Genomic DNA, 26338 nt, shown 5'->3' with positions numbered 1-26338 from the left:
GTTCCAGGACGGGGCCTCAGCCTCAGTGTGTGGTTGCCAGCTGGGGAGCTGGTTTGGGTCTGTGGAAAAACTTCTCGAGGTACAAGTATATGACCGGCGTGGTGAACAGCGTCAGCGCCTGGCTCACCAGCAACCCGCCCACCACCGCGATACCCAGCGGCTGGCGCATTTCCGCACCGGGGCCGGAGCCCAGCATCAGCGGCACCGCACCCAGCAGCGCGGCCAGGGTGGTCATGATGATCGGCCGGAACCGCGTGACACACGCTTCATAAATCGCTTCCTCGGGCGGCAGCCCGCGCACGCGCTGGGCGTCCAGGGCGAAGTCGATCATCAGGATACCGTTCTTCTTCACGATACCGATCAGCAGCACCAGGCCGATCAGGGCCATGATCGAAAAGTCCTGGCCCATCAATGACAACATGATCAGCGCCCCCAACCCCGCCGACGGCAAGGTGGAAATGATCGTCAGCGGGTGCACGAAGCTCTCGTACAGCACGCCCAGGATAATGTAGACCGCTACCAGTGCCGCGAGGATCAGCCAGGGCTGGCTGGCCAACGAACTCTGGAATGCCTGGGCCGCGCCCTGGAAGTTGCCGATGATGGTGGTCGGCATGCCGATTTCATTCTTGGCCTGGTTGAGCATGATCACCGCATCCCCCAACGCGACGCCCGGCGCCAGGTTGAACGACAGGTTGGCCGCCGGGAACATGCCGTCATGGCTGATGGACAACGGCCCGACCGTAGGCGGGTCGACCTTGGCCAGGGCCGACAGCGGCACCATCTCGTTGGTCAGCGGCGAGCGCAGATAGAAATAGTTCAGGCTTTCGGCCTTGCCGCGTTGTTGGGTGTCCAGCTCCAGCACCACCTGGTACTGGTTGATCTCGGTCTGGAACTCGTTGATCTGGCGCTGGCCGAAGGCGTCGTACAGCGCCTGGTCCACATCGGTGGCGGTGAGGCCAAACCGCGCGGCGGCCTGACGGTCGATGCTGATGTGGGTGATGCTGCCACCCAGCTGCAAGTCGTTGGACAGGTCGCGGAACGCCGGGTTGGCCCGCAGTTTTTCGGTGAGGCGCTGGGTCCAGGTATTCAGCGTGGGGCCGTCATTGCTCTTGAGCACGTACTGGTACTGGGCGCGGCTGGGGCCGGAGCTTAAGTTGATGTCCTGGCCGGCCCGCAGGTACAGGACGATGCCCGGCACTTTCGCCAGTTTCGGCCGGATGCGGTCGATAAACTGGCTGGCCGACACGTCGCGATCCCCGCGATCTTTCAAGGCGATCCAGAACCGGCCGTTGGCGATGGTCTGGTTGCTGCCGGTCACGCCCACCGAATGGGAAAACGCTTCCACCGCCGGGTCGTCCTTGACGATCTCGGCGAGGGCCTTGTGCTTGGCGACCATGTCCGGGAACGACACGTCGGCCGCCGCTTCACTGGTGCCAAGGACGAAGCCGGTGTCTTGTACGGGGAAAAAGCCCTTGGGGATAAACACGTAGCCGACCACGGCCAGGGCCAGGGTCACCATGAAGATCGCAGCCATGGTGCGTTGGTGGGCCAGGGCGCGGCGCAGATTGCGCGCATAACCGGCCAGCAGGCGTTCGCTGAAGCCGGGCTTGTCGTGGGCGTGATGGGTCGGGGCGCGCATGAACAACGCGGCCAGGGTCGGCGCCAGGGTCAGCGAGACCACCACCGAAATCAGGATGGTCGAGGTGGCCGTCAGCGCAAACTCCTTGAACAACCGCCCGACCACACCGCCCATGAACAGCAGCGGAATAAATGCCGCCACCAGCGAGAAGCTGATGGACACCACGGTAAAGCCGATTTCCCCCGCGCCCTTGATCGCGGCCTCGCGTTTGTCGAGGCCCGCCTCCAGGTGGCGGTGAATGTTCTCCACCACCACGATGGCATCGTCCACCACAAACCCCACGGCGATCACGATCGCCACCAGGGTCAGGTTGTTCAGGCTGAAGCCCATCAGGTACATCAAGGCAAAACTGGCTACCAACGACACGCCGAGCACGCTGGACACGATCAACGTGGCGGACAACTGGCGCAGGAACAACGCCATCACCGCCACCACCAGCAGGATCGCGATCAGCAGCGTCACTTCCACTTCATGCAGGGACGCGCGGATGGTCTTGGTACGGTCGGTCAACACGCTGACCTGCACCGAAGCCGGCAACATGGCTTGCAGGCGTGGCAGCTCGGATTGGATGCGGTCCACGGTCTCGACGATGTTCGCACCGGGCTGGCGGGAGATCACCAGGTTGACCCCGGGCGTGTCGCCGGACCAGGCCTGCACGTAGGCGTTTTCCGAACCGTTGATAACTTTGGCAATGTCCCGCAGTTGTACCGGCGCCCCATTCTTGTAGGACACGATCAACTGGGCGTAGTCATCAGGATGAAACAGCTGGTCGTTGGTCGACAGGGTCGACACGCTGTTCTCGCCGTAGATAGCACCCTTGGCCAGGTTGAGGCTCGATTGCTGGATCGCCAGGCGTACGTCCGCCAGGGTCAGGCCGATGGCCGCGAGCTTGTCGGGCGATGCCTGCACCCGGATGGCCGGGCGTTGCTGGCCGGTGATGTTGATCTGGCCGACGCCGTCGATCTGGCTGATCTGACGGGCCAGCAGGGTTTCCACGTAGTCGCTCAGCTCGGTGCTGGGCATGCTGTCGGAGCTGACGCTGAGGATCAGTACCGGGCTGTCCGCCGGGTTGACCTTCTTCCAGGTCGGCAGGCTGGGCATGTCACTGGGCAGCTTGCCGGACGCGGTGTTGATCGCCGCCTGCACCTCTTGCGCGGCGGTGTCGATGCTCTTGTTGAGGGTGAACTGCAGGGTCAGGAGGCTGGAGCCCAAGGCACTGCTGGAGGTCATCTGGGTCATGCCGGGGATGGCGCTGAATTGCACCTCCAGCGGGGTGGCCACGGATGAAGCCATGGTGTCCGGGCTGGCGCCGGGCAACGTGGCGCTGACCTGGATCGTCGGAAATTCCGCTTCCGGCAGTGGGGCGATGGCCAGACGCGGGAAGGCAATCATCCCGAGCAACACCAGGGCGAAGGTCAACAGCAAGGTGGCGACCGGGTGGTCGACGCACCAGGCCGACGGCGAACGACTGCCACTCATGGCTGCACCTTGGCATCAACGGTCTGGATCACCTGCGGCGGTTCCTTGAGCACGTCCACCTGAGCGCCGGCCTTGAGCCGCGACTGGCCGTCGCTGACCAGTACATCACCGGCCTGCACGCCTTCGAGGATGTTCACGTCGCTGTCCTGATACACCACCTGCACCGGCACGATGTCGACCTTGTCACCGTTGACCCGGTACACAAAGTGCGAGTCCAGGCCGCGCTGCACCACGGTGACCGGCACCACCAGCGCGTTCTTGTGCAGGGCGGTCTGGATGCGGATCGTCACCAGTTGCCCCGGCCAGAGTTTTTGCGCGCCGTTGCTGAACTCGGCCTTGGCGCGGATGGTGCCGGTAGTGCTGCTGATCTGGTTGTCGATCAGGCTGAGGCGGCCTTCACCAAGCAGGTCGCCGGTCTGGCCGTCGGTGTCGGCGCCCATGTAGGCGTTGACGTCGGCGGGCAGTTGCGCGGCGATCAGGCCTTGCAGGGTCGGCAGCATTTGTTGCGGCAGGGAGAATTCCACGGCAATGGGGTCGATCTGGGTCACGGAGAACAAGCCCTGGGTGTCGCTCATGCGCAGGAAGTTGCCTTCATCCACGGTGCGAATCCCGACACGGCCGGTCACCGGCGAACGAATCTGGGTGTACGAAAGCTGCACCTGGGCCGAGTCGATGGCGGCCTGGTTGCCTTGGGCCGTGGCCTTGAGCTGGTTGACCAGGGCTTGCTGCTGGTCATAAGTCTGCTTGGACACGCCGTCGTCGATACTCAGTTCCTTGTAGCGCTTGAGGTTGACCAGCGCGACCTGCAGTTGCGCCTGGCTTTCCCCCAGTTGCGCCTTGGCCTGGTCCAGGCTGGCGCGGATCGAGCGGTCGTCAATGGTCGCGAGCAGGTCGCCGGCCTTCACCAGTTGACCTTCCTTGACCAGCAATTTGGTGAGAATGCCGTCGATCTGCGGGCGAATCACCACACTGTGCAACGACAGCACCGAGCCGATGCCGCTGACAAAACGCGGGATGTCCTGCTCCTTGACGCTGATCACCCGCACCGGGATCGCCGTGGGCGCGGTCAGTTTGGTCTTGGCCGGGCGGGTCACCACCCAGGCGACAACGGCCAGTACCACGAGGACGCCCACGATCAAGGCAGGTTTTCGTTGAATGTGCATGGGGTGAGGCGCCAGGGCAGAGGATCGGAAGAATGAAGGTTCTTTATAGCCCGCCAACCGGGTCAGCAAAGTGACTGCTAACTGACAGCGCCGTCAGTAAAGTCCGACCATTCGTACGAGCAGTGGTTAAAGATCCGAGGCGCGCAGGTATACTGCGCAGCGGTGTGGCCTGCAAGTCGGGCCCGCGTCATTTTCAGTACTCCCCGGAGCCACCATGAATTCCCCGACACAACCCGCTGTTGAAGCGGTCGACATCGACCCACAGGCCAACCCTGACAGCGTCGAAGGCGAAACCAAGGCCGAGATCCCGGCATTCAAGTTTCCGTTCAAGCCGGGCGAACTGGCCGGGGCGAAAAATGCCAGCCAGCCGTGGTACAAAAACGGCGCCAAGAACGGCCACACCAAGAGCCCGGGCATGGCGCCTCCCGGCACCCGTCGTTCGATGGGCAAGCGCTGAGCGGTAATAATTCCCTCGCAATGGCGAGCCGTGCCTACAACATTTACTGAAGTTTCGCCTTGTAGGCCTGCGTCCAATTCTTGAAAGCTTGCACGACCCTACCTTGCCCCGGTTCTTTCTCACGGGGCTGGGCGTGGTGACGCTGGTTTTCCGGAAAAGGACGTTCCCGTGGTTCCTATACGTACCTGTATTGCGCTGTGCTTGTCGCTGATAGGCGGTTTGTTCTCCATCGACGCGGCCGGCGATCAACCACGGCGCGAAATTCGCTTCGCCGTCGCTGCGCAATTCCCCCCCTTCCAAAGCCGCAATCAGCACGGCCAGCTTGTCGGACTCAACATCGAATTGGGCAACGCCCTGTGCATACAGCTCAATGTGCGGTGTATCTGGGTCGACCAAGTGCTGGTGGAAGACTTTCCCGCCCTTGAAGCCCGGCAATTCGACGCGATCATGGGCATGGCCCCTACGTCCAGACGGCGCCAGCAGGTGAACTTCACCGCTGACCTGTATCCGATCAACACGCGCCTGGTGGCCCGCAGAACATCCGGTTTGAAGCCCACTGCACGGTCGCTGAAGGGCAAGCGCGTGGGAGTATTGGTGGGCAGCAACCGCGAAGCCTTTGCCCTGTCGAAGTGGGCGCCGAAGGGCGTAATCATCAAGGGGTTCTGGCGCAATGACGAACTGGTCCACAGCCTGCTGGCACGTGACATCGATGCCACATTGCAAGGCATGGTGGAAATCCGCGAGGCGCTGCTCGACACCGCCGAGGGCCAGGACTTCGACTTCCTCGGCCCCGCCGTCTCCGCCGAACTGCTGGGCAGCGGCGTGGCGATTGCGCTGCGCAAGCCCGACATCAGCTTGCGCAATGAACTCAACGATGCCCTTGAACAGCTGATGCAGAATGGCGAATACCAGCGCATCGTCCGCCCCTACCGTCTTGACGCACTGCCCGCCAGGCCGTAATGGCCAATTAATTGCTCAGAACGTGAGCTGGATCAGTATTTGCCCAACCGGTGCGCTTAGAGTCGACGCCCTGCCGACTCCACCAACAATCACGAGCGCGCGTTTCCATGAAGATCAATCTGCCGGTCACCGGTCGAAATGTGGACTTTGCCCCCGACGCCAACATCCTCTCGACCACCGACCTGACCAGCGCAATTACCTACGCCAACCAGGACTTCATCGACATCAGCGGCTACACCCGTGAGGAGTTGCTGGGCGCGCCCCATAACCTGCTGCGCCACCCGGACATGCCACCGGCTGCGTTTGCCCACATGTGGCAGGTGTTGAGGAGCGGCCGCTCGTGGATGGGCATGGTGAAGAATCGCTGCAGGAACGGTGATCATTACTGGGTGAGTGCCTATGCCACGCCGGTCACCCGGGACGGCGTGACGGTGGAGTATCAGTCGGTACGCACCAAGCCCGATGCGCGGCGGGTGCAACGGGCTGAACGCGCCTATACCCGCCTGCGCGACGGCACCCGCCGGGTGCTGCCCGTGGTGGGTGTGACGTTCAAATTGTCGGCCTGGGTGCTGGGAGCCTGCGCCGCCACCTGGGCATTGGGCTTTGGCCTGGCCACTTATCCGGTGATCTGGCAACTGCTGGCGGTCACGGCGGGGTGCACCGCGGGGGTGGCGGGCGTACACAGTTTATTGCGGCCCTTGGCACAGCTGAACCAGCGAGCCCGGTTGATTGCCGACAACCCGCTGAGCCAGGCGATCTACACCGGACGCGAGGATGAGTTCGGGCGCATCGAGTTTGCCATGCAGATGCTGGAAGCTCAGGTGGGCGCAGTGGTGGGCCGTATTGGCGACGCCTCGCAACGCTTGTCCGGGCATGCCGCCGCCTTGGTGCAGCAACTGGACAGCAGCCACACCAGCACCCTCGGCCAACAGACCCAGACGGATCAGGTCGCGGCCGCGATCAATCAAATGGCCGCAAGCGTGGCGCAAGTCGCCGAACACGCGTTGCAGGCCTCGAAAGCCGCCGACCAGGCCGGCAACGAGACCCGGGAAGGCCACCAACGGGTGGATGAAAGCCGCGACGCGGTGCTGTGCTTGTCCCAGGAACTGGCGCGGGCCACCGAAGTGATCCATCAACTGGAAAGCCACAGTGGCGACATTTCCGGGGTGCTGGAGGTGATCCGCGCGATTGCCGAACAGACCAACCTGCTGGCGCTCAATGCCGCCATCGAAGCCGCACGGGCCGGGGAACAGGGACGCGGGTTTGCCGTGGTGGCCGACGAAGTGCGCGGGCTGGCCCAGCGTACGCAGCAGTCGACCAATGAGATCCAGCGCATGATCAGCACCCTGCAAGGCGGCGCCCGGGATGCGGTGCAAGCGATGGCGCAAAGCAGCCAGCATGTGGAGGCCAGTGTCGACCAGGCCCAGCGCGCCGCTGCCGCGCTGGACGGAATCAGCCAGCGGGTGACCCGGATTACCGCCATGAGCCAGCAGATTGCGGCGGCGGTGGAAGAGCAGAGCGCGGTGAGCGAGGACATCAACCGCAACATCATTGGCATTCGCAATGCCGGGGAAGTGACGGTGAGTGCAGGTCAGCAGAGCCAGCTCAGTTCAGGGGATGTAGCGGGGCTGGCGGATGACTTGCGGCGGCTGGCGGAGGAGTTCTGGGGCAAGCGGCGCTAGGCGCGGCATGAGCTGTTTTTGTGGTGAGGGAGCTTGCTGTGGCCAGGGGGCTTGCTGTGGTGGGGGAGCTTGCTGTGGCGAGGGAGCTTGCTCCCGCTGGAGTGCGTAGCGCTCCCAAGATTTTTGGGGCCGCTGCGCAGCCCAGCGGGAGCAAGCTCCCTCGCCACAGCAAACTCCTTCACCACAGCAAGCCCCCTCGCCACAGCAAGCTCCCCCACCACGGCAAGCTCCCTCAACACAACGCGCATAGTTCCAACTCAAGCCGCGCGCAGCGAGATAAACGCATAGTTGGCCGGCACCTCGGTAGCAATCCGGGCACCGGCATCCAGCAGCTGCTCGGCGATATCCATCCCGGACACATGAAACACCCACTCATTGGCCTGCACGGTCTCTTGCATGGCCAACTCGATCGCCTGGGCAAACAGCCCCATGTCCGGCAGGTACGCGGTAAAGCCGTCACCCTTGAGCGCCGTGGTATGAATGCCCAGTAACCCACACACCGCTTCCTTGGCCTGGATATCGTCGCGGTCGGCCTGGCGTGAACGGCTGATCAACTCGGCCAGTTCCTTGTCCATCAATTCGCCGCCGACGATCAGCGCCGGCCCCTGCTCCCAGGATTCCGGCGGGCAGTCCTTGGCGCCCGGGTTCAACGGGATATGCGGGTTGATCTCCATCGGGTAGATACGGCACACCAGCGGCCGCCGCTCGTAGATGCCGCAGCGGTTGTCTTCGTCAAGATTCCGGCAGCGCCCGGCGTTATAGGCAGCAAAGGTGATTGCCACATACGCCTCGGTATTGCCGCTGGGCACGATGGCGGAACGACGCTGTGCGTGCTCGCGCTGCAACTCGGGCAGCCCCAGGCCACTGCCCAGGAAACCTTCCACCAGCACGATGACATTACCGCCGTCAGCCGCCCAGCTGCGGGCTTCTTCAAGGGTCAGGGGGACGTGGTGGTCGGTGCAGCACTTGCCGCAACCAACGCAGGAAAAGTGGGTATTCATGGAGGATCTGTCACCAGGCAAGGTCAGAAGGCACTCATGAACGGTGGCGGGTTTTTGCCTCTGCTCACCGTTCGCCTTCGTACGAAGCAAGTTATGCGCCAGCGCCCTCAGTCCTCGGGGACAAGATCGCGCAGCACAAACACCATGCCCGCACGTTCATACAGGTGCCGGGCCCGCAGGTTGGACTCCAGCACCTTGAGGTCGACGAACGCCTCGCCGCGCTGTTTGAACACCTGGAAGGTGTGCAGCAGCAAGGCCCGGCCCAGCCCCATGCCTTGGGCGCACGGGTGAATGGCCAGGTTCTTGATGTAGGCGCTGGTCCAGCATTGCGACACCCCGAGGATGCCGCTGGCATTGCTGGCCACCAGGCACAACTTGGGGTCGAACTCGGCGTCGGTGACAAACTGCTGGCGCCAGTGCTCAAGGGAGCCGACACGTCCGCCGCCCTGTTCCTGGGCCAGGCTCAATACCGCGTGGATCGCCGGGGCCAGGGCCTCGTGGTAATGATCCAGCTGAATATCCGCCGGCCATTGCGGGGCGGGCAAACTGCCGGTGAGGTCCCGGCGTAGCAACTGGAAGTATTCACCCACCGGTCAGATGCCCTGTTGCGCCACAGTCTGGGCGGCGATCACCAGGCACTTGGTCAACTCCGGGGAGGAAAATTTGGTCAACACCGCATTGGCCCCGGCCAAGCGGGCTTTTTCGCTGTTCATCGCACTGTCCAGGGAGGTGTGCAGCAGCACGTAGAGATCCTGGAAGTCCGGGGTTTCCCGCAGGGTACGGGTAAAGGCGTAACCGTCCATTTCGGACATCTCGATGTCCGAGACCACCACGTTGATCTGCTCGACAGTGCCTTGCAGCTCCAGCAACCGGTCGATCGCTTCCTTGGCGCTGCGGGCGGTGTGGCAGGTGAGGCCGAGGTTGCGCAGGGTGTGCACCGATTGCTGCAGGGCCACCTGGCTGTCGTCCACCACCAGGATTCGGGCGTTGCCCAGCACTTCGGCTTCTTCCATGGTCAGGTCGGTGGGCGCCGCTTCGATTTGCGCCGGGGCGATGCCGTGGATGACTTTTTCGATGTCCAGTACCTGCACCAGGGCGCCTTCCACCTGGGTCACGCCGGTGATAAACGAACGCGTGCCGCCAGAGCCAAACGGTGGCGGACGAATGTCGGTGGTCAGGCAGTGCACGATCTTGCTCACCGCTTGCACATGCAGGCCCTGCTTGGAGCGGCTTACATCGGTGACGATCAGGCAGCCGCCGTCCGGGTCTTGCAGGGGCATTTCCCCCAGCGCGCGGCTAAGGTCGATCACCGACAAGGCGGTGCCGCGCAAGGTGGCGATGCCTTTGACGTGGGGGTGCGACTCCGGCAGCTTGGTCAGCGGCGGGCAGGGAATGATTTCGCTGACTTTCAGCAGGTTGATCGCCATCAGCTTGCCGCTGCGCAAGGTAAAGAGCAGAAGCGAGAGTGAGTCTGCGCGGGCTTTGGTGGTGGACATAAAAACCTTCTGTGGATCAGGGATAACGATCTATAGACCGTTATCGACTTGCACGCTGAAAACTGTAGGAGCGAGCTTGCTCGCGAAAAACCTGAGGGCACTGCGTTGATCCAGGCCGCCCGCGTTATCGTTGACGTTCTTCGCGAGCAAGCTCGTTCCTACAAAAAGCAGTGATCAGCCCTTCCACACCTGCGGGTTCACCAGATCCTGCGGACGCTGGCCCAACAAGGCACTGCGCAGGTTTTCCAGGGCGCGATTGGCCATGGCTTCGCGGGTTTCATTCGTGGCCGAGCCGATGTGCGGCAGGGTCACGGCGTTGTTCAACTGGAAAAGGGGCGACTCGGACAACGGCTCCTGCTCGTACACATCCAGGCCGGCGCCACGGATGGTCTGGTTCTGCAAGGCTTCGATCAGCGCCGGCTCATCCACCACCGGGCCACGGGAAATGTTCACCAGGATCGCACTGGATTTCATCAGGCCCAGTTCACGATGGCTGATCAGGTGCCGGGTTTTCTCGCTCAACGGCACCACCAGGCAGACGAAGTCGGCTTCGGCCAGCAACTGGTCGAGGCTGCGGAACTGAGCGCCCAGCTCCTGTTCCAGCTCGGTCTTGCGGCTGTTGCCACTGTAGAGAATCGGCATATTGAAACCCAGGCGACCACGGCGGGCGACGGCCGCGCCGATGTTGCCCATGCCGACAATGCCCAGGGTCTTGCCGTGTACGTCGCAGCCAAACAACGGCGCGCCGACACTGGCTTTCCACTGGCCGGCCTTGGTCCAGGCGTCCAGTTCGGCAACGCGGCGGGCGCTGCTCATCAGCAGGGCGAAGGCCAGGTCGGCGGTGCTTTCGGTGAGCACGTCGGGGGTGTTGGTGAGCATGATCCCGCGTTCATTGAAGTACGCCAGGTCGTAGTTGTCGTAGCCCACCGACACACTGGAGACCACTTCCAGCTTGCTCGCGCCTTCCAGTTGCGCACGGCCCAGTTTGCGGCCAACGCCGATCAGGCCGTGGGCATGGGGCAAAGCTTCGTTGAACTGGGCGTTGATGTCCCCAAGCTTCGGGTTGGGGGCGATCACATCGAAATCCTGTTGCAGGCGTTCGATCATTTCCGGGGTGACGCGGCTGAAGGCGAGGACAGTCTTTTTCATGGAAGGCGGGCTCATCGACTACGTGGGAATGGCAAGCACGCTAACATTCTTGCGTGGGCTTGTCAGGACGCGCCACACCCGCGAGCCCCGACTGTTGCGATTTGGGCAACAGTCATTATCTTGTTACACTCTGTATCGCACCGCTCACCTGCGCTAATTTGTCGCATCGATGAGCGCAGCGGTTAAGACCGACCCGCTCTCCCCCGATTTCCCTCGACTTATTTCCAGGGCTCTACACTGGGAATCTGTCTTAAAGCCGCTGAGTTCAGCGGCTTTTTTTTGCGCTGAAAAAAGGCCAGGAACCCCAACAACACTGGCCGGTTTCGATTGACCCAAAGGAGCTCCACCGGTGAAAACCTCGCTGACGTTCACCCCGTTATTCCTCGCGATTGCTGCAACGATCGTTCCCCTTGCCCACGCGGCAGACACCCCGGCCACCGACGGTTTCGTCGAAGGTGCAAGCTTCAAGATCAACACCCGCAACTACTACATGAACCGCGACCGTCGCGACATTCACACCGATGACAGCAAGGAATGGGGCCAGGGCATCATCGGGATCTTCGAATCCGGCTACACCCCGGGTACCGTCGGCTTCGGCCTGGACGCCAACGCCATGCTCGGCCTCAAGCTCGACGGTGGCGGCGGCACCGACGGTTCCAGCATCCTGCCGGTGGGCTCCGGCAACGGCAAAGCCCCCGCCTCGTTCTCCACCGCCGGCGCCACCTTGAAAATGCGCGCCTTCGACACCGAGTTGAAAGCCGGCGACCTGTTCCTCAATAACCCGGTGATCGCCGGCGGCATGACCCGCATGCTGCCCCAGACCTTCCGTGGCGTGAGCCTGACCAACCACAGCCTGGACGGCTGGATGTTCGAAGGCGGCCAGGCCAGCTTCACCAAGCTCTACAACCAGAGCGGCCACCGCCGCATCGGCACCAGCTACGGCGCATTGCCCAATGGCGAAGACAGCCGGCACCTGGACTGGGCCGGCGTGTCCTTCAGCGGCGTGCCGGGGCTGACCAGCAACCTGTACGCGTCCGAACTCAAGGACATCTGGAACCAGTACTACTACGACCTGGACTACACCTGGCAGTTGAACGAACTGGTCAGCCTCAACCCGGGCCTGCACTACTATCACACCCAGGAAACCGGCAAGGCCCTGTTGGGCAACATCGACAACAACACCTACAGCCTGCATTTCACCGTGGGCGTGGGCCATCACAGCGTCACCGCCGCTTACCAGCGGGTCAACGGCAACACCCCGTTCGACTACATCAGCCAGGGCGACAGCATCTACCTGGATAACTCCCAGCAATACTCCGACTTCAACGGCCCCAACGAACGCTCGTGGAAGCTCAAGTACGCCTACGACTTTGTCGGGCTGGGCCTGCCGGGCCTGACCTCGGCCGTGTCGTACATCAGCGGCAAGACCGACCTGACCACGGTCGACCCGGACAGCCGCGGCTATTCCTCCTGGTACAGCGCCGACGGCAAGAACGCCAAGCACTGGGAGCGCGACATCGACCTCAAGTACGTGGTGCAAGGTGGCAAGGCCAAGGATTTGGCCGTGCGCCTGCAATGGGCGACCAATCGCGGCGGCAATGGCTACGCGGCCGTGGACCGGGACGTGGATGAATACCGGGTGATCGTCGACTACCCGATTGACGTTTTTTAACCTTCGGGCTTTCTTTTAGCGGCGGCGACTTTTTTTCCACAACATGGAACTAAACTGCCAGCATCTTGAGTGCCGAAGCCAGTCCCATGAGTCAACGCCGCACCTTCACCCAGCCTGCACGCCCGGAGCTTTTGCTGATTCTGGGCAGTGGGCTCACCGTCATCCTGATCGTAATCATCGTTGCCATACTGCTGATTCGCGAACACGCCAGCGCACTGCTGACGGCCCAGCGCTCCACCACCAACATCACCCAGTTGATCAACGCCGATGTGTTGCGCAACGTCGAACTCTACGACCTGGCCCTGAACGGCCTGATCACCGCAACCACCCGCCATGATCTGCCCCAAGTGTCGGCCGAAATCCTGCATATGGTGCAGTTCGACCAGTCCACGGCCGCCCCTTTCAAAGGCGAAGTCCTGCTGCTGGACAAGAACGGCGCCGTCACCGCCGACTCCTCCACCCTGGCGCCCACGCCGCGCAATTTCGCCAATCGCGACTATTTCCAGGTGCACCAGCAGAACCCCGACGCGGGATTGTTCATCAGCCGCCCCTTCAAGATTCGATGCGACTGCGATCAGGTCTGGCGTATTGCGTTCAGCCGCCGGATACCCGGGCCCAACGGCGAGTTTGCCGGAGTGGCGGTGGCGACCATGCGCCTGGCGTACTTCGACCAGTTGTTCAATCGCCTCACCATCGGCAGTGGCAGCACCATCAACCTGCTGAACAACGACGGCATTCTGCTGGCCCAGCAGCCCCTGCTCGAAAAAGACATGATCAACAAGGACCTGAGCACGCGACCGAACTTCAAAAGAATGCTGCGTGAAGGCAGCGGCAGTTTCAGCGGCGTCTCCTCCACCACCGGCACGCAACGCCTTTACACGTTCACCAATGTCGGCGCGCTGCCGCTGATTGTGGTGGTGGCGCTGTCCAGCGATGACGTGTTCGCCGCCTGGAAGCGCGCCGCCCTGCTGATCAGCGGCGCCACCGGCGTGCTGTGTGCAGGCCTGCTGTGGCTGACCTGGATGCTGCGCCTGGAACTGCGCCGTCGTTATCGCGCCGAAAAGGTCTTGTCGGAACTGGCAGCCACCGACGCCCTCACCGGCCTGGCCAACCGCCGCACCCTCGACCAGCGCCTGCGCCTGGAATGGGAGCGTGCGCAACGTTCCGGCGAGCCGCTGGCCTTGCTGATGATCGACGTCGACCACTTCAAGGCCTTCAACGACCGCCATGGCCACCAGGGCGGTGACGAAGCCTTGCGCCACGTGGCCCAGGTCATCGGCAGCAACATTCGCCGCCCTGCCGACCTGGCCGCGCGTTACGGCGGCGAAGAGTTCGCGGTGGTCCTGCCGGACACCGACGGCGACGGCGCCAATACCATCGCCGAACACATCCGCAGCGCGGTGGAGCACTTGCCGCCTGCGGACGGAGACGCACTGTCGGTCACCGTCAGCATCGGCCTCAGTACCTGGGACAAACGCAGCCGTGGCTCGCTGGAAGCGCTGTTGCTGAGTGCCGACCGGGCGCTGTATGAAGCCAAGCACTCCGGGCGCAACCGCATCGTTCACAGTCAGGCCACATGAGCCGTTATCAGCAACTACGCTAAGGGCATCCTCGAAGCAGAAGTACGCCCGATGAGCCCAAGCACCACCCGCCCGCCTCGCCCTACCCACCGTCCGGAGCGTCTGCTGATTATCGGCAGTTGCGTCACGGTGCTGCTGATCCTGCTGGTGGTCGCGGGGTTGCTGATTCGCGAACACACCAACACGTTGCAGACTGCCCAGCGTACGGCCAATAACATCACGCAACTGATCGATGCCGACGTGCTGCGTAACGTCGAGCTGTACGACTTATCGATCAAAGGCCTGATCGCAGCCACCGAACGCACGGATCTGGCCGGTGTATCGGCCAGCATTCGTCACCTGGTGCTGTTCGACCGCTCGGAAGCCGCGCCGTACAAGGGCGATATCCTGCTGCTGGACAAGAACGGCGAGGTGATTGCCGACTCTTCGCTGCTGACGCCCATCGCCGCCAATTTTGCCGACCGTGACTACTTTCAGGCCCACAGGAAGAACCCCGACCTGGGCCTGTTCATCAGCCGGCCCTTCGTCGCGCGCTGCGTGTGTGACGACCAATGGCGCATCGCGTTCAGCCGCCGGGTTTCCGGGCCCGACGGGCGATTCCTGGGAGTTGCCGTGGCCTCCATGCGCCTGTCGTATTTCCAGCAACTGTTTCGAAGCCTGAATATCGGCAACGACAGCACCATCAACCTGATCAACCAGCAAGGCATCCTGCTGGCTCAACAGCCGTTGCTGGAACGGGACATGATCGACAAGGACCTCAGCCAGCGCCCGAACGTGGCGCGCATACTCCACGAGCGTGACGGCAGCTTTCGTGGCGACTCCAGCGTGGATAAGGAGAACCGCCTCTACACGTTCTCGACCGTGGGGGATTTGCCACTGATTGTCGTGGTTGCCCTGTCCACCAACGACATATTCGCCCCCTGGAAGCGTGCGGCACTGGTGATCAGCGGTGCCACCGGGATTTTGTGCATCGGCCTGCTGTGGCTGACCTGGATGCTCTGCATGGAGCTGCGCCGGCGCCACCGTGCCGAGCAGGTGCTGTCAGAACTGGCAGCCACCGATGCCCTGACAGGCCTGGCCAACCGTCGCACCCTGGACCATCGCCTGCGCCTGGAATGGGACCGCGCCCAGCGTTCAGGCGAACCATTGACCGTGCTGATGATTGATGTGGACCACTTCAAGGCCTTCAATGACCGGCATGGCCATCAAGGTGGTGACGAGGCATTGCGCACGGTGGCGCAGGTGGTCGAGGGCAATATCCGCCGCCCGGCCGACCTTGCGGCCCGTTATGGCGGTGAAGAGTTTGCGGTAGTGCTGCCGCACACAGACAGCCAGGGTGCGTTGTTGATTGCCGAACATATCCGCAGCAGCGTCGAGCACCTGCCACGGGTGGGAGGGGATACGGTGCCGATTACCGTCAGCATTGGCCTCAGTACCTGGACCAGGCGCAGCCGTACCACGCTGGAAGAATTGCTGCTCAGCGCCGATCAGGCGTTGTATGAAGCCAAGCACACGGGCCGTAATCGCATCGTTGATGCAAAAATCCTGGCATAAAAAAAGGCCACCCGAAGGCAGCCTTTAAAAACAAAAGGAAAGAGAGTTGTTACTTACACCGCCGCGACGGGACGCATGTAAGAGATCGGTGCGGTGCTGGCATCTTCGAAGGTCACGACTTCCCAGGCATCTGTCTGTGCAATCAGCTTGCGCAGCAGTTGGTTGTTCAGTGCGTGGCCCGACTTGAAGCCTTTGAACTCGCCTATCAGGCTATTGCCCAGCAGGTAGAGGTCACCGATTGCATCGAGGATCTTGTGCTTCACGAATTCGTCTTCATAGCGAAGGCCGTCTTCGTTCAGTACACCATCCGCGTCGACCACAATGGCGTTTTCAACGCTGCCGCCGAGTGCGAGGTTGTGCTTGCGCAGGTACTCGATGTCACTCATGAAACCAAAGGTACGGGCGCGGCTGACTTCTTTTACGAACGAAGTGCTGGAAAAATCCACGCTTGCACTTTGTGTGCGGTCACGGAATACCGGGTGATCGAAATCGATCTCAAAGCTCACTTTAAAGCCTTCGAACGGGACGAAGGTGGCGCGCTTGTCGCCGTCTTCTACTGTCACTTCCCGCAGAATGCGAATGAACTTCTTGGCTGCGTCCTGTTCTTCCAGGCCGGCAGATTGAATCAAGAATACGAAGGGTCCGGCGCTGCCATCCATGATTGGGACTTCGGACGCGGAGAGCTCGACGTAGGCGTTATCGATGCCCAGACCGGCCATGGCCGAGAGCAAGTGCTCCACCGTGTCCACTTTGACGTCACCGTTGACCAACGTGGTCGACATCGTGGTTTCGCCAACATTTTCCGCGCGAGCAGGAATCTGCACCACAGGGTCCAGGTCGGCACGAACAAACACGATGCCGGTGTCGACAGGTGCGGGCTTGAGGGTCAGGTATACCTTCTCCCCGGAGTGCAGACCTACACCTGTGGCACGGATAATATTCTTCAGGGTGCGTTGTTTAATCATGGCTTGGACCGCTTCAGCGCAAATTGCGAACTGGTATCAACAAAGGCTGGCGATAATAGCAGACCAGACCTTTGCTGAACACCAATCACCTTCATAGCCCTGATACATTCCATTAATCGGCCTGACGACGCAGGAAAGCCGGGATGTCCAGGTAGTCCAGGTCATCTTGCGGATTCGGGCTACGGGACGCCGCAGCACCGGCCTGAGCCTGGTTGCGCATCACGGTCGGACGATCCAGGTCACGATAGTTCACAGACGGCAGTTCCTGGCGCGCAGGCGCTGGAGCGGCAGCTTGCTGGCTGGCGTGGCTGGTATGGACGGTATTGTCGATGACCTTCACAGGCTTCTCGATTTTTGCACCCAGGCCGGTCGCAACAACGGTCACGTGCAGTTCGTCGCGCATGTCCGGATCGATAACAGTACCGACCTTGACCATGGCGTGCTCGGAAGCGAAGGCTTCGATGATGCTACCCACGTCGGAGTACTCACCCAGGGACAGGTCAGGACCGGCGGTGATGTTCACCAGGATGCCGCGTGCACCTTGCAGGTTCACGTCTTCCAGCAACGGGTTGCGGATGGCCGCTTCAGTGGCTTCACGTGCACGGTTCGGACCGCTGGCGCAGCCAGTGCCCATCATCGCCATGCCCATTTCGCTCATCACGGTACGTACGTCGGCAAAGTCGACGTTGATCATGCCCGGACGCTTGATGATGTCGGAGATACCGCGAACGGCACCGGCCAGTACATCGTCAGCCTTGGCGAAAGCCGACAAGAGGCTTGCGTCCTTGCCGAGGATGGTCAGCAGCTTCTCGTTGGGAATGGTGATCAACGAGTCGACGCTTTCGGACAGCAGACGGATGCCTTCATCGGCGATCTGCATGCGCTTGCGACCTTCGAACGGGAACGGACGGGTCACGACGGCAACCGTCAGGATCCCCATTTCCTTGGCCACTTCGGCAATGATCGGCGCAGCACCGGTACCGGTACCACCGCCCATGCCTGTGGTGATGAACACCATGTTGGTGCCTTGCAGCACTTCAGCAATGCGCTCGCGGTCTTCCAGGGCGGCTTGACGGCCGACTTCCGGATTCGCGCCGGCACCCAGGCCCTTGGTCACGGCTGTGCCCAATTGCAGGATGGTGCGTGCACCGATGCTTTTGAGGGCCTGGGCGTCAGTGTTGGCGCAGATGAATTCAACGCCTTCAATGTTGCTTTTGACCATGTGGTTGACAGCGTTGCCGCCGCCACCGCCGACGCCGATCACTTTGATGACCGGGCTTGCGGGGATGTTGTCTACGAGTTCGAACATTTTCCCTCTCCTTTCATTTCTCTAGTTTTTTCGCCTACTGCTTGAAACGGTGTTGCGGTAAATCTTTAGAAATTGCCTTTCACCCAAGCCTGCAACCGCTCGAACAACGGCGCTTTCGCTTCGTCGTCGCTTCTGTAGCTGTCACGGTTGCTCGGACCCGACAGGGAAATGCCGTCGGTCTGCTTTTGCAGCCCGTACAACAGCAAGCCCACACCGGTGGAATAAATCGGGTTGCGCACCACGTCGCCCAGGCCTTTCACACCATGGGGCACGCCCAGGCGGACCGGCATGTGGAAGATTTCCTCGGCCAGTTCGACCGCGCCTTCCATCTTCGAGGTGCCACCGGTCAGAACGATGCCGGCCGGGATCAAATCTTCGTAGCCGCTGCGGCGCAGTTCAGCCTGGATCAGGGTGAACAATTCGTCGTAGCGCGGCTCGACCACTTCGGCCAACGCCTGGCGCGACAGTTCGCGCGGTGGACGGTCGCCCACGCTCGGCACCTTGATGGTTTCACCGGCACCGGCCAGCTTGGCCAGGGCGCAGGCGTAACGGATCTTGATTTCTTCGGCGTACTGGGTCGGTGTGCGCAACGCCATCGCGATGTCGTTGGTCACCTGGTCACCGGCAATCGGGATCACGGCGGTGTGACGGATCGCACCCTCGGTAAAGATCGCGATGTCGGTGGTGCCGCCGCCGATGTCCACCAGGCACACGCCCAGTTCTTTTTCGTCGTCGGTCAGTACCGAGTAGGCCGAAGCCAACTGCTCGAGAATGATGTCGTCGATTTCCAGGCCGCAGCGGCGCACGCATTTTTCAATGTTCTGTGCAGCATTGACGGCGCAGGTCACCACGTGAACCTTGGCTTCCAGACGTACGCCCGACATGCCCAAAGGCTCGCGAACGCCTTCCTGGTTATCGATCACGTAGTCCTGCGGCAGGGTGTGCAGCACGCGCTGGTCAGCCGGGATCGCCACGGCTTGCGCTGCGTCGAGTACCCGCTCCAGGTCCGCCGAGCTGACTTCACGGTCGCGAATCGCCACGATGCCGTGGGAATTCAGGCTGCGGATGTGGTTGCCGGCAACGCCGACGAATGCCGAGTGAATCCGGCAACCGGCCATCAGCTGCGCTTCTTCGATGGCGCGCTGGATCGATTGCACGGTGGATTCAATATTCACCACCACGCCCTTCTTCAGGCCCCGGGACGGATGCGTGCCGATTCCGACGATTTCCAGCGTGCCGTCGTCCGCGACCTCGCCTACCAGCGCCACCACCTTGGAGGTGCCGATATCCAGACCGACGATCATTTTGCCGCTTTGCACGTTTGCCATGGGTCCTGCCTCTTCTTAATTCTTCGCGACAGCAGGTTGCGCTGCCGTGGGCGCCGCAGGGGCCCGCCAGCCGACGGCAAGGCCGTTGGCGTAACGCAGGTCGATGCTCGCAATGTTCGTAATCTGTTCTTTCAAGGTCTTTTCATAGATGGCGATAAAACGGCGCATCTTCTCTACCAGGTTGCCGCGTCCCAGCAACAACTCGATACCTGGGCCGGAACTGCCTGCACCCGTGGTCAAAAACCAGCTGCCCCGCTCACGCAATTCCAGTCGCGCAATCGAGAAACCCAACGGCCGCAGCATCTGGCTCAACGCCTGGTACTGCTGCATCACTTGCTGCTGCGCCCGCTGCGGCCCGAACAGCTGCGGCAGGTGCTCGTAATTCGCCACTTCGCGCGGCGCAAACGCCTGGCCCTGGTTGTTCAATAACTGCCCATCTCCCCAACGGGCCACGGGCAGTTGTTCTTCCAGGCGGATCGTCACTTGATCCGGCCACACGCGACGTACTTCGGCGTGGGCAATCCATGGCATCTGTTCCAGTTCGGAACGCATTCCGGCCAGGTCGATGGTGAAGAAGCTCGACGCCACAAACGGGGCGATTCGCTGCTGCACGGCCTGCTGGCTGATGTAGCTCAAGTCGCCCTGCACGCTGATCTTGGTGATCGGCCGGTCGGCATACGGCAACAGACGCTGGGCGCCTTCGTACGTACCAAAACCCAACGCCACCAGAATCACCGGCCAGAACAGCGCCTTGAGAAAACCAAAGTTGGCTTTCGGCATGCGCGCCGACATCGGCTCTTTAGCCACCATTCGGCTGGCACCACGCGGCACCGGCTTGCGGCCGGGAGCGGGTTGCTGATGACGAAGCGATGCGCCGTTCATGGTTTAGCCTCGTGGCTCAATGCTTGCGGCCAGGATCGCCAGCACCAACTGCTGGAAGTCCAGGCCGGCGGCACGAGCGGCCATGGGTACCAGGCTGTGGTCGGTCATGCCCGGTGCGGTGTTGACTTCAAGGAACCAGAAATTCCCTTGGTCATCCTGCATCACGTCTGCCCGCGCCCAACCGGCGATACCCAGCGCCTCACAGGCTTTCGCCGTGAGGTCCATCAATTCCTGTTCCTTGGTTGCGTCGAGGCCGCACGGGATCCGGTACTGGGTATCGGAAGCCACGTACTTGGCGTCGTAGTCGTAAAAGGTGTGGGGCGTGCCCAATGCGATAGGCGGCAATACCTGGCCACGCAGAGTAGCGATGGTGAACTCGGGACCTTGAATCCACTGTTCCACCAACACTTGCGAATCGTAGGTACTGGCCGCTTTCCATGCGTCAATCAATTCGGCGGCTGAGTTCACTTTAGCCATGCCGATACTGGAGCCTTCATGGGCTGGTTTGACGATCAAAGGCAGGCCCAGTTCCTTGGCTGCAGAAATACAATCGTCTTCGCTGCACAGCACGCTGTGACGCGGGGTCGGAATACCCAGGCTGTGCCACACCTGTTTGGTGCGCAACTTGTCCATGGCCAGCGCCGAAGCCAGGATGCCGCTGCCGGTGTACGGAATGCCCAGGCACTCCAGCAGGCCCTGCATGCTGCCGTCTTCACCGCCACGGCCGTGAAGGATGATGAACGCGCGATCGATTTTCTCGGCCTGCAGGCGCGACAGGAAGTCATCGCCTACATCGATGCCGAACGCATTCACACCGGCGCTCTGCAGCGCTTCCAGTACGGCATTGCCGGACTTCAGCGACACTTCACGCTCAGCGCTCTTGCCACCGAACAGCACCGCAACGCGGCCGAAGTCGGCAGGTTGAATCGTCGAGAACAGGGAGCCGTAATCAGTGGTCATTTAGACTTCCCCTGCGCAGCGGCAAAGAGCGGGCTTGCCAGCAATTTAGGCGCGAGACCACCGATATCACCGGCACCCTGGCACAGCAGGATGTCGCCGGCACGCAGCAGCGGCTTGACGATCGGCGCCAGGTCCACACCACGCTCGATGTAGATCGGGTCCAGTTGGCCGCGCTGGCGGATGCTGTTACACAGCTTGCGGCTGTCAGCACCCGGGATCGGTTCTTCACCGGCCGGGTAGACTTCCATCAGCAGCAACACGTTGGCGTCAGCCAGTACATTGACGAAATCGTCGTACAGGTCGCGGGTACGGCTGTAGCGGTGCGGCTGATACACCATCACCAGGCGACGCTCCGGCCAGCCACCGCGTACGGCCTTGATCACCGCCGCAACTTCGGTCGGATGGTGGCCGTAGTCGTCCACCAGCATCACGTTGCCGCCGTCCACCGGCAGTTCGCCGTAGACCTGGAAGCGACGCCCCACGCCGGCAAAACCCGACAGGCCTTCGACGATGGCTTCATCGCTGACGCCTTCGTCGGAGGCGATGCAGATGGTCGCCAGGGAGTTGAGTACGTTGTGGTTGCCCGGCATGTTCACCGAGACATCCAGCGGCTCGCGGTCAGGGCGCAGCACGGTGAAGAAGGTCTGCATGCCCTGCTGGCGCACATTGATTGCGCGCACGTCGCAGTCTTCGCTGAAGCCGTAGGTCACGGTCGGACGTTTGACCAGCGGCAGGATCTCGCGCACCACCGGATCATCCAGGCACACCACGGCCAAACCGTAGAACGGCAGGTTGTGCAGGAATTCGACGAAGGTTTTCTTCAGTTTGTTGAAGTCACCGTCGTAGGTCGCCATGTGGTCGGCGTCGATGTTGGTCACCACGGCCACCAGCGGTTGCAGATGCAGGAAGCTGGCGTCGCTCTCATCGGCTTCGGCGATCAGGTAACGGCTGGTGCCGAGCTGTGCATTGGTGCCGGCTGCATTCAGGCGGCCACCGATGACGAACGTCGGGTCCAGGCCACCGGCGGCGAACACCGAGGCGATCAGGCTGGTGGTGGTGGTCTTGCCGTGGGTACCGGCGACGGCGATGCCGTGGCGGTAGCGCATCAGCTCGGCGAGCATTTCGGCACGCGGCACCACGGGAATGCGGCGTTCAAGGGCGGTGGCCACTTCCGGGTTGGAGGTGTTCACGGCACTGGAAACCACCAGCACGTCGGCTTCGGCAGCGTTCTCGGCACGGTGGCCGATAAAGATTTTCGCGCCAAACGACTCCAGGCGCTCGGTGACCGGCGACATTTTCAGGTCGGAGCCGGACACCTGGTAACCCAGGTTCAGCAACACTTCGGCGATCCCGCACATGCCCACGCCGCCGATGCCGACGAAGTGGATGCGACGGATGCGGCGCATTTCCGGTTGTGGCATGGCTTTCTGATTCTCAACCATGGGCCACCTCCAGGCAGATATCGACCACGGTGCGGGTTGCATCAGGTTTGGCCAGGCGGCTTGCGGTGCTCGCCATGCTGTTCAGTCGTTCCGGTTGCATCAAAACCTCGGTCAGGCGTGCGGCCAAATCGGCGGCGCCAGTCGTTCTTTGCGGCAGCAGGAAGGCAGCGCCCTCCCCGGCCAAATATTCGGCGTTGCGGGTCTGGTGATCGTCGATCGCATGGGGCAAAGGCACCAGCAAGGACGGCAGACCGGCGGCAGCCAGTTCACTGACGGTCAACGCGCCTGCGCGACAGACCACCAGGTCGGCCCAGCCATAGGCTTGGGCCATGTCTTTGATGAAGGGCTGCACATTCGCCTCCACGCCCGCATCGCGGTAGCGCGTGGCGGTCACTTCATCGTGGTTCTTGCCCGCCTGATGGAAGATCTCGGGGCGCAGCTCCACAGGGAGTTGCGACACCGCTTCAGGCAGCAATTTGTTCAAGGGTTCGGCCCCCAGGCTTCCGCCCAGGATCAACAGGTGCGCCTTGCGACCAGCCAATGGCTGGCGGGCGATGTCCATGAACAGTTCGGTACGCACCGGGTTGCCGGTAGTGCGCAGCTTGTCTGCGGCACCAAAGGTTTTCGGGAACGCCTCGCACACCCGGGCAGCCAGCGGCACCAGCAGGCGGTTGGCGGTGCCGGCCACGGCGTTCTGCTCGTGGACGATCACCGGCACGCCAGCGAGCCTGGCCGCAACGCCACCAGGACCGGTGACGTAGCCACCAAAGCCCAGTACGCACACCGGCTTCACTTCGCGGATGACCTTGCGCGCTTGCCACACCGCCTTGAGCAACACGAACGGCGCCTTGAGCAGGGACAACTTGCCCTTGCCACGCAGGCCGGTGACGTTGATCAAATGCAGGGGCAAGCCGGCATTCGGTACCAGATCGTTTTCGATGCCACGGGGCGTGCCGAGCCAATGCACGGTGTAGCCACGGTTCTGGAATTCGCGGGCACAGGCCAGCGCCGGGAACACATGGCCACCGGTGCCGCCCGCCATGATCAGCACGTTAGCGCCCATGGGTCGGCTCCTCGGCGAAGTCGCTTTCGCTGAACTCCATCTCTTCGCTGCCCAGGTGGGTTCGACTCTCCCACTCGATGCGCAGCAACAACCCGAGACAGGCGCAGCAAATCACCAACGAACTGCCGCCGTAACTGAGGAACGGCAAAGTCAGGCCCTTGGTCGGCAGCAGGCCGACGTTCACCCCGATGTTGATCAGGAACTGGCCGATCCACAGGAACGACAAGCCGTACGCCACGTAGGCGGCGAAATATTGCTTGGCCTTTTCGGCCCACAAGCCGATGTACATGCCGCGTACACACACGAACACGAACAGCGCGACGGTGCACAGCGAACCGACCACGCCCAGTTCTTCGGCGAGTACCGAGAACACGAAGTCGGTGTGGGCTTCCGGCAGGTAGAACTGCTTCTGCACACTGTTGCCCAGGCCCACACCCAGCCACTCACCGCGACCGAAGGCGATCAACGCCTGGGTCAGCTGGTAGCCGGAACCGAACTGATCGGACCACGGGTCGGTAAAGGTAATCAGACGCGCCATCCGATAGGGTTGCGCCTGCACCAGAATCGTCACGGCGGCCACTGCCAGCACCACCATCAAGGTGAAGCGAAACAGGCCCACGCCACCAAGGAACAGCATCGCCGCCGCCGCGCCCATCATCACGACGGTGGCGCCGAAGTCCGGTTCCATCAACAACAGACCGGCCATGGGCAGCAGCACGATGAACGGCTTGAAGAAGCCCATCCAGCTTTCGCGCACTTCTTTCTGACGCCGCACCAGGTAACCGGCGAGGTAGATCACCACGAACACCTTGGCGATTTCCGACGGCTGCACGTTGAACGCACCGAAGCCGATCCAGCGCATCGAACCGTTCACCTCGCGCCCGATGCCGGGCAGGATCACCATGATCAGCAGGCCGAACGCGCCCACCAGCATCAGCCAACCCAGGCGCTGCCAGGTGGCGATCGGGATCATCATGGTGACGATGCACGCACCGAGGCCGATCACCAGGTACACCAGGTGACGGATCATCATGTAAAGGGTGTTGCCCGACTGCACCGCGGCCACTTCAGAGGAAGCCGAGGTGATCATCACGAGGCCCAGGCCCAGCAGCGCGAGGCAACCGGCAAGCATCGGGAAATCCAGGTCGATACCGCGCCCGGTAATGATCGGCGACGGGTACGGCTTGATGATGTTCCGCAAATTGATACTCATGCCAAGGCCTCCACGGCGCGGGCGAACAGCTGGCCGCGCTCTTCGTAGTTCTTGAACATGTCGAAACTGGCGCAGGCAGGCGACAGCAGCACCACATCACCCGGTTGGGCCAGGGCCCGGCATTGGGCGATGGCATCGTCCAGGGACTGCGCACGCACCTGCGGTACGGCGTCGCCCAGGGCATCGGCGATCAAGCCCGAATCACGGCCCATCAACACCACGGCGCGGCAGTTGGCAGCGACTGGGCCTTTAAGGTCCTTGAAGTCGGCACCCTTGCCGTCGCCACCGGCGATCAGCACGACCTTGCCTTTGATATCGGCACCCAACCCCTCGATGGCAGCGAGCGCCGCACCGACGTTGGTGGCCTTGGAATCGTTGTAGTAGCCGACGCCATCCAGGTCGCGAACCCACTGGCAGCGATGCTCAAGCCCGGCAAAGGTGCGCAGGGCCGACAGCATGGCGTCGAACGGCAAGCCGACCGCATGGCCAAGCGCCAATGCAGCCAGGGCGTTGGCCTGGTTATGGGCGCCACGGATTTTCAGCTCGCGCACCGGCATCAGGTTCTGGAATTCGAAGGCCAGGTATTTCTCGCCGTTCTCTTCCCGAAGACCGAAAGCCTTGAAATCAGGTTTGTTCAGGCCGAAGGTCCAGCACGGCAAACCTTCGCCGATCAATGGACGGCTCAGGGCATCCTGACGGTTGACCACCACTTGCCGCGCACCACGGAAGATCCGGTGCTTGGCCAGGTGATACGCAGGCAGGCCGCTGTAGCGGTCCATGTGGTCTTCGCTGACGTTCAGCACGGTGGCCACTTCAGCGTTGAGCTGGTCAGTGGTTTCCAGCTGGAAGCTCGACAGTTCCATCACGTACAGCTCGACGTCGTCGCTGAGCAAGTCCAGCGCCGGCGTACCGAGGTTGCCGCCCACTGCCACGCGTTTGCCGGCCGCAGTCGCCATCTCGCCCACCAGGGTGGTGACGGTGCTTTTTGCGTTGGAACCGCTGATGGCCACGATCGGCGCCTTCGCGTTACGCGCGAACAGCTCGATATCGCCGGACAACTTCACGCCACGGGCCGCCGCCGCTTGCAGGGCCGGGGTCGCGAGCGCCAGGCCGGGGCTCACGTAGAGCTCATCGGCACGGCACAGAAACTCGACATCCAGCTCGCCACAACGCACTTCCACGTGCGGGTAGTCACGGCGCAGCGTGACCAGCTCCGGTGGATTTTCCCGCGTATCAGCCACGGCAAACGACGTGCCCCGGTTCGCCAGGAAGCGAACCAGGGACATGCCGCTCTTGCCGAGGCCGACAACGATGCGGAAGTGGTCTGAAGCGATCAGGGACACT

The 26338-nt window shown here is 62.2% G+C and carries 21 protein-coding genes and 1 pseudogene; 6 read left to right on the top strand and 16 right to left on the bottom strand.

What is annotated here, in order from left to right; translation table 11 throughout:
* Positions 1–22: 22 nt before the first annotated feature.
* Both V3W39_RS17465 and V3W39_RS17460 read right to left on the bottom strand, forming a co-directional pair.
* Positions 23–3118, bottom strand: a complete 3096-nt coding sequence (locus tag V3W39_RS17465) for a multidrug efflux RND transporter permease subunit (protein ID WP_177043492.1) — start codon at positions 3116–3118, stop codon at positions 23–25.
* Positions 3115–4281 (bottom strand): efflux RND transporter periplasmic adaptor subunit, encoded by a 1167-nt coding sequence (locus V3W39_RS17460; RefSeq protein ID WP_177078224.1) that lies wholly within the window; start codon positions 4279–4281, stop codon positions 3115–3117. Before V3W39_RS17460 ends, V3W39_RS17465 begins: the two co-directional genes overlap by 4 nt.
* Positions 4282–4495: 214 nt before the next feature.
* Here V3W39_RS17460 and V3W39_RS17455 point away from each other — a divergent pair, with 214 nt between their 5' ends.
* The 3 genes from V3W39_RS17455 (at position 4496) to V3W39_RS17445 (ending at position 7380) form a co-directional block, all read left to right on the top strand.
* Positions 4496–4738: a hypothetical protein gene (locus tag V3W39_RS17455; protein ID WP_177121603.1), complete on the top strand. Its 243-nt coding sequence runs from the start codon at positions 4496–4498 to the stop codon at positions 4736–4738.
* A gap of 168 nt (positions 4739–4906) precedes the next feature.
* The gene (locus V3W39_RS17450) at positions 4907–5698 is read left to right on the top strand and encodes a transporter substrate-binding domain-containing protein (RefSeq protein ID WP_330213003.1); all 792 of its coding nucleotides are present in this window, start codon (positions 4907–4909) and stop codon (positions 5696–5698) included.
* Between the two features lie 107 nt (positions 5699–5805).
* Positions 5806–7380 (top strand): methyl-accepting chemotaxis protein, encoded by a 1575-nt coding sequence (locus tag V3W39_RS17445; RefSeq protein WP_330213002.1) that lies wholly within the window; start codon positions 5806–5808, stop codon positions 7378–7380.
* A gap of 257 nt (positions 7381–7637) precedes the next feature.
* Here the strand turns inward: V3W39_RS17445 and V3W39_RS17440 are convergent, their stop codons facing one another.
* The 5 genes and pseudogenes from V3W39_RS17440 to V3W39_RS17420 form a co-directional block, all read right to left on the bottom strand.
* Positions 7638–8381: a YkgJ family cysteine cluster protein gene (locus V3W39_RS17440; protein ID WP_259195818.1), complete on the bottom strand. Its 744-nt coding sequence runs from the start codon at positions 8379–8381 to the stop codon at positions 7638–7640.
* A 107-nt stretch (positions 8382–8488) separates the two neighbouring features.
* The gene (locus V3W39_RS17435; protein ID WP_177043486.1) at positions 8489–8971 is read right to left on the bottom strand and encodes a GNAT family N-acetyltransferase; all 483 of its coding nucleotides are present in this window, start codon (positions 8969–8971) and stop codon (positions 8489–8491) included.
* Between the two features lie 3 nt (positions 8972–8974).
* Entirely contained in the window at positions 8975–9877 is a 903-nt protein-coding gene (locus tag V3W39_RS17430; protein ID WP_177043485.1) for a chemotaxis protein CheV, read from the bottom strand.
* Positions 9878–9928: 51 nt separating this feature from the next.
* Positions 9929–10027 (bottom strand): annotated as a pseudogene (locus V3W39_RS17425) (outer membrane lipoprotein carrier protein LolA); the annotation flags it as partial.
* A gap of 24 nt (positions 10028–10051) precedes the next feature.
* Complete coding sequence (locus V3W39_RS17420) at positions 10052–11026, bottom strand: 2-hydroxyacid dehydrogenase (RefSeq protein ID WP_330213001.1); 975 nt, start codon at positions 11024–11026, stop codon at positions 10052–10054.
* 349 nt (positions 11027–11375) lie between these two features.
* Between V3W39_RS17420 and V3W39_RS17415 the strand changes: the two genes are divergently transcribed.
* The 3 genes from V3W39_RS17415 to V3W39_RS17405 all read left to right on the top strand — a co-directional run bounded on the left by V3W39_RS17415 (position 11376) and on the right by V3W39_RS17405 (position 15832).
* Entirely contained in the window at positions 11376–12698 is a 1323-nt protein-coding gene (locus V3W39_RS17415; RefSeq protein ID WP_177043483.1) for an OprD family porin, read from the top strand.
* An 86-nt stretch (positions 12699–12784) separates the two neighbouring features.
* Entirely contained in the window at positions 12785–14278 is a 1494-nt protein-coding gene (locus V3W39_RS17410) for a sensor domain-containing diguanylate cyclase (protein ID WP_177043482.1), read from the top strand.
* A 51-nt stretch (positions 14279–14329) separates the two neighbouring features.
* Positions 14330–15832 (top strand): diguanylate cyclase, encoded by a 1503-nt coding sequence (locus V3W39_RS17405; protein WP_177114473.1) that lies wholly within the window; start codon positions 14330–14332, stop codon positions 15830–15832.
* 53 nt (positions 15833–15885) lie between these two features.
* On the opposite strand, the gene lpxC is transcribed toward V3W39_RS17405, so the two are convergent.
* From lpxC to murD, 9 genes are all read right to left on the bottom strand, one after another.
* A complete protein-coding gene (gene lpxC, locus V3W39_RS17400; protein ID WP_003216227.1) occupies positions 15886–16797 on the bottom strand; it encodes a UDP-3-O-acyl-N-acetylglucosamine deacetylase in 912 nt (303 codons plus the stop codon).
* Between the two features lie 112 nt (positions 16798–16909).
* Complete coding sequence (gene ftsZ, locus V3W39_RS17395; RefSeq protein WP_010170471.1) at positions 16910–18106, bottom strand: cell division protein FtsZ; 1197 nt, start codon at positions 18104–18106, stop codon at positions 16910–16912.
* Between the two features lie 65 nt (positions 18107–18171).
* Positions 18172–19434 carry a cell division protein FtsA gene (gene ftsA, locus V3W39_RS17390; protein WP_003216224.1) on the bottom strand — a complete coding sequence of 421 codons (1263 nt, stop codon included), beginning with the start codon at positions 19432–19434 and terminating at the stop codon, positions 18172–18174.
* A 15-nt stretch (positions 19435–19449) separates the two neighbouring features.
* Complete coding sequence (locus V3W39_RS17385; RefSeq protein WP_029615882.1) at positions 19450–20316, bottom strand: cell division protein FtsQ/DivIB; 867 nt, start codon at positions 20314–20316, stop codon at positions 19450–19452.
* A gap of 3 nt (positions 20317–20319) precedes the next feature.
* A complete protein-coding gene (locus tag V3W39_RS17380) occupies positions 20320–21276 on the bottom strand; it encodes a D-alanine--D-alanine ligase (RefSeq protein WP_010170475.1) in 957 nt (318 codons plus the stop codon).
* The gene (gene murC, locus V3W39_RS17375; protein WP_003216219.1) at positions 21273–22718 is read right to left on the bottom strand and encodes a UDP-N-acetylmuramate--L-alanine ligase; all 1446 of its coding nucleotides are present in this window, start codon (positions 22716–22718) and stop codon (positions 21273–21275) included. The genes V3W39_RS17380 and murC overlap by 4 nt, the downstream gene beginning before the upstream one ends.
* Positions 22711–23781 carry an undecaprenyldiphospho-muramoylpentapeptide beta-N-acetylglucosaminyltransferase gene (gene murG, locus V3W39_RS17370; RefSeq protein WP_003216217.1) on the bottom strand — a complete coding sequence of 357 codons (1071 nt, stop codon included), beginning with the start codon at positions 23779–23781 and terminating at the stop codon, positions 22711–22713. Before murG ends, murC begins: the two co-directional genes overlap by 8 nt.
* A complete protein-coding gene (gene ftsW / locus V3W39_RS17365) occupies positions 23771–24994 on the bottom strand; it encodes a putative lipid II flippase FtsW (protein WP_371131954.1) in 1224 nt (407 codons plus the stop codon). The genes murG and ftsW overlap by 11 nt, the downstream gene beginning before the upstream one ends.
* The gene (murD, locus tag V3W39_RS17360; RefSeq protein WP_177043479.1) at positions 24991–26337 is read right to left on the bottom strand and encodes a UDP-N-acetylmuramoyl-L-alanine--D-glutamate ligase; all 1347 of its coding nucleotides are present in this window, start codon (positions 26335–26337) and stop codon (positions 24991–24993) included. The genes ftsW and murD overlap by 4 nt, the downstream gene beginning before the upstream one ends.
* Position 26338 lies beyond the last annotated feature (1 nt).

The sequence above is a fragment of the Pseudomonas sp. Z18(2022) genome (assembly GCF_036346535.1).
Lineage (GTDB): Bacteria > Pseudomonadota > Gammaproteobacteria > Pseudomonadales > Pseudomonadaceae > Aquipseudomonas > Aquipseudomonas yamanorum_A.
This window is presented reverse-complemented; position numbering and strand designations above follow the sequence as displayed.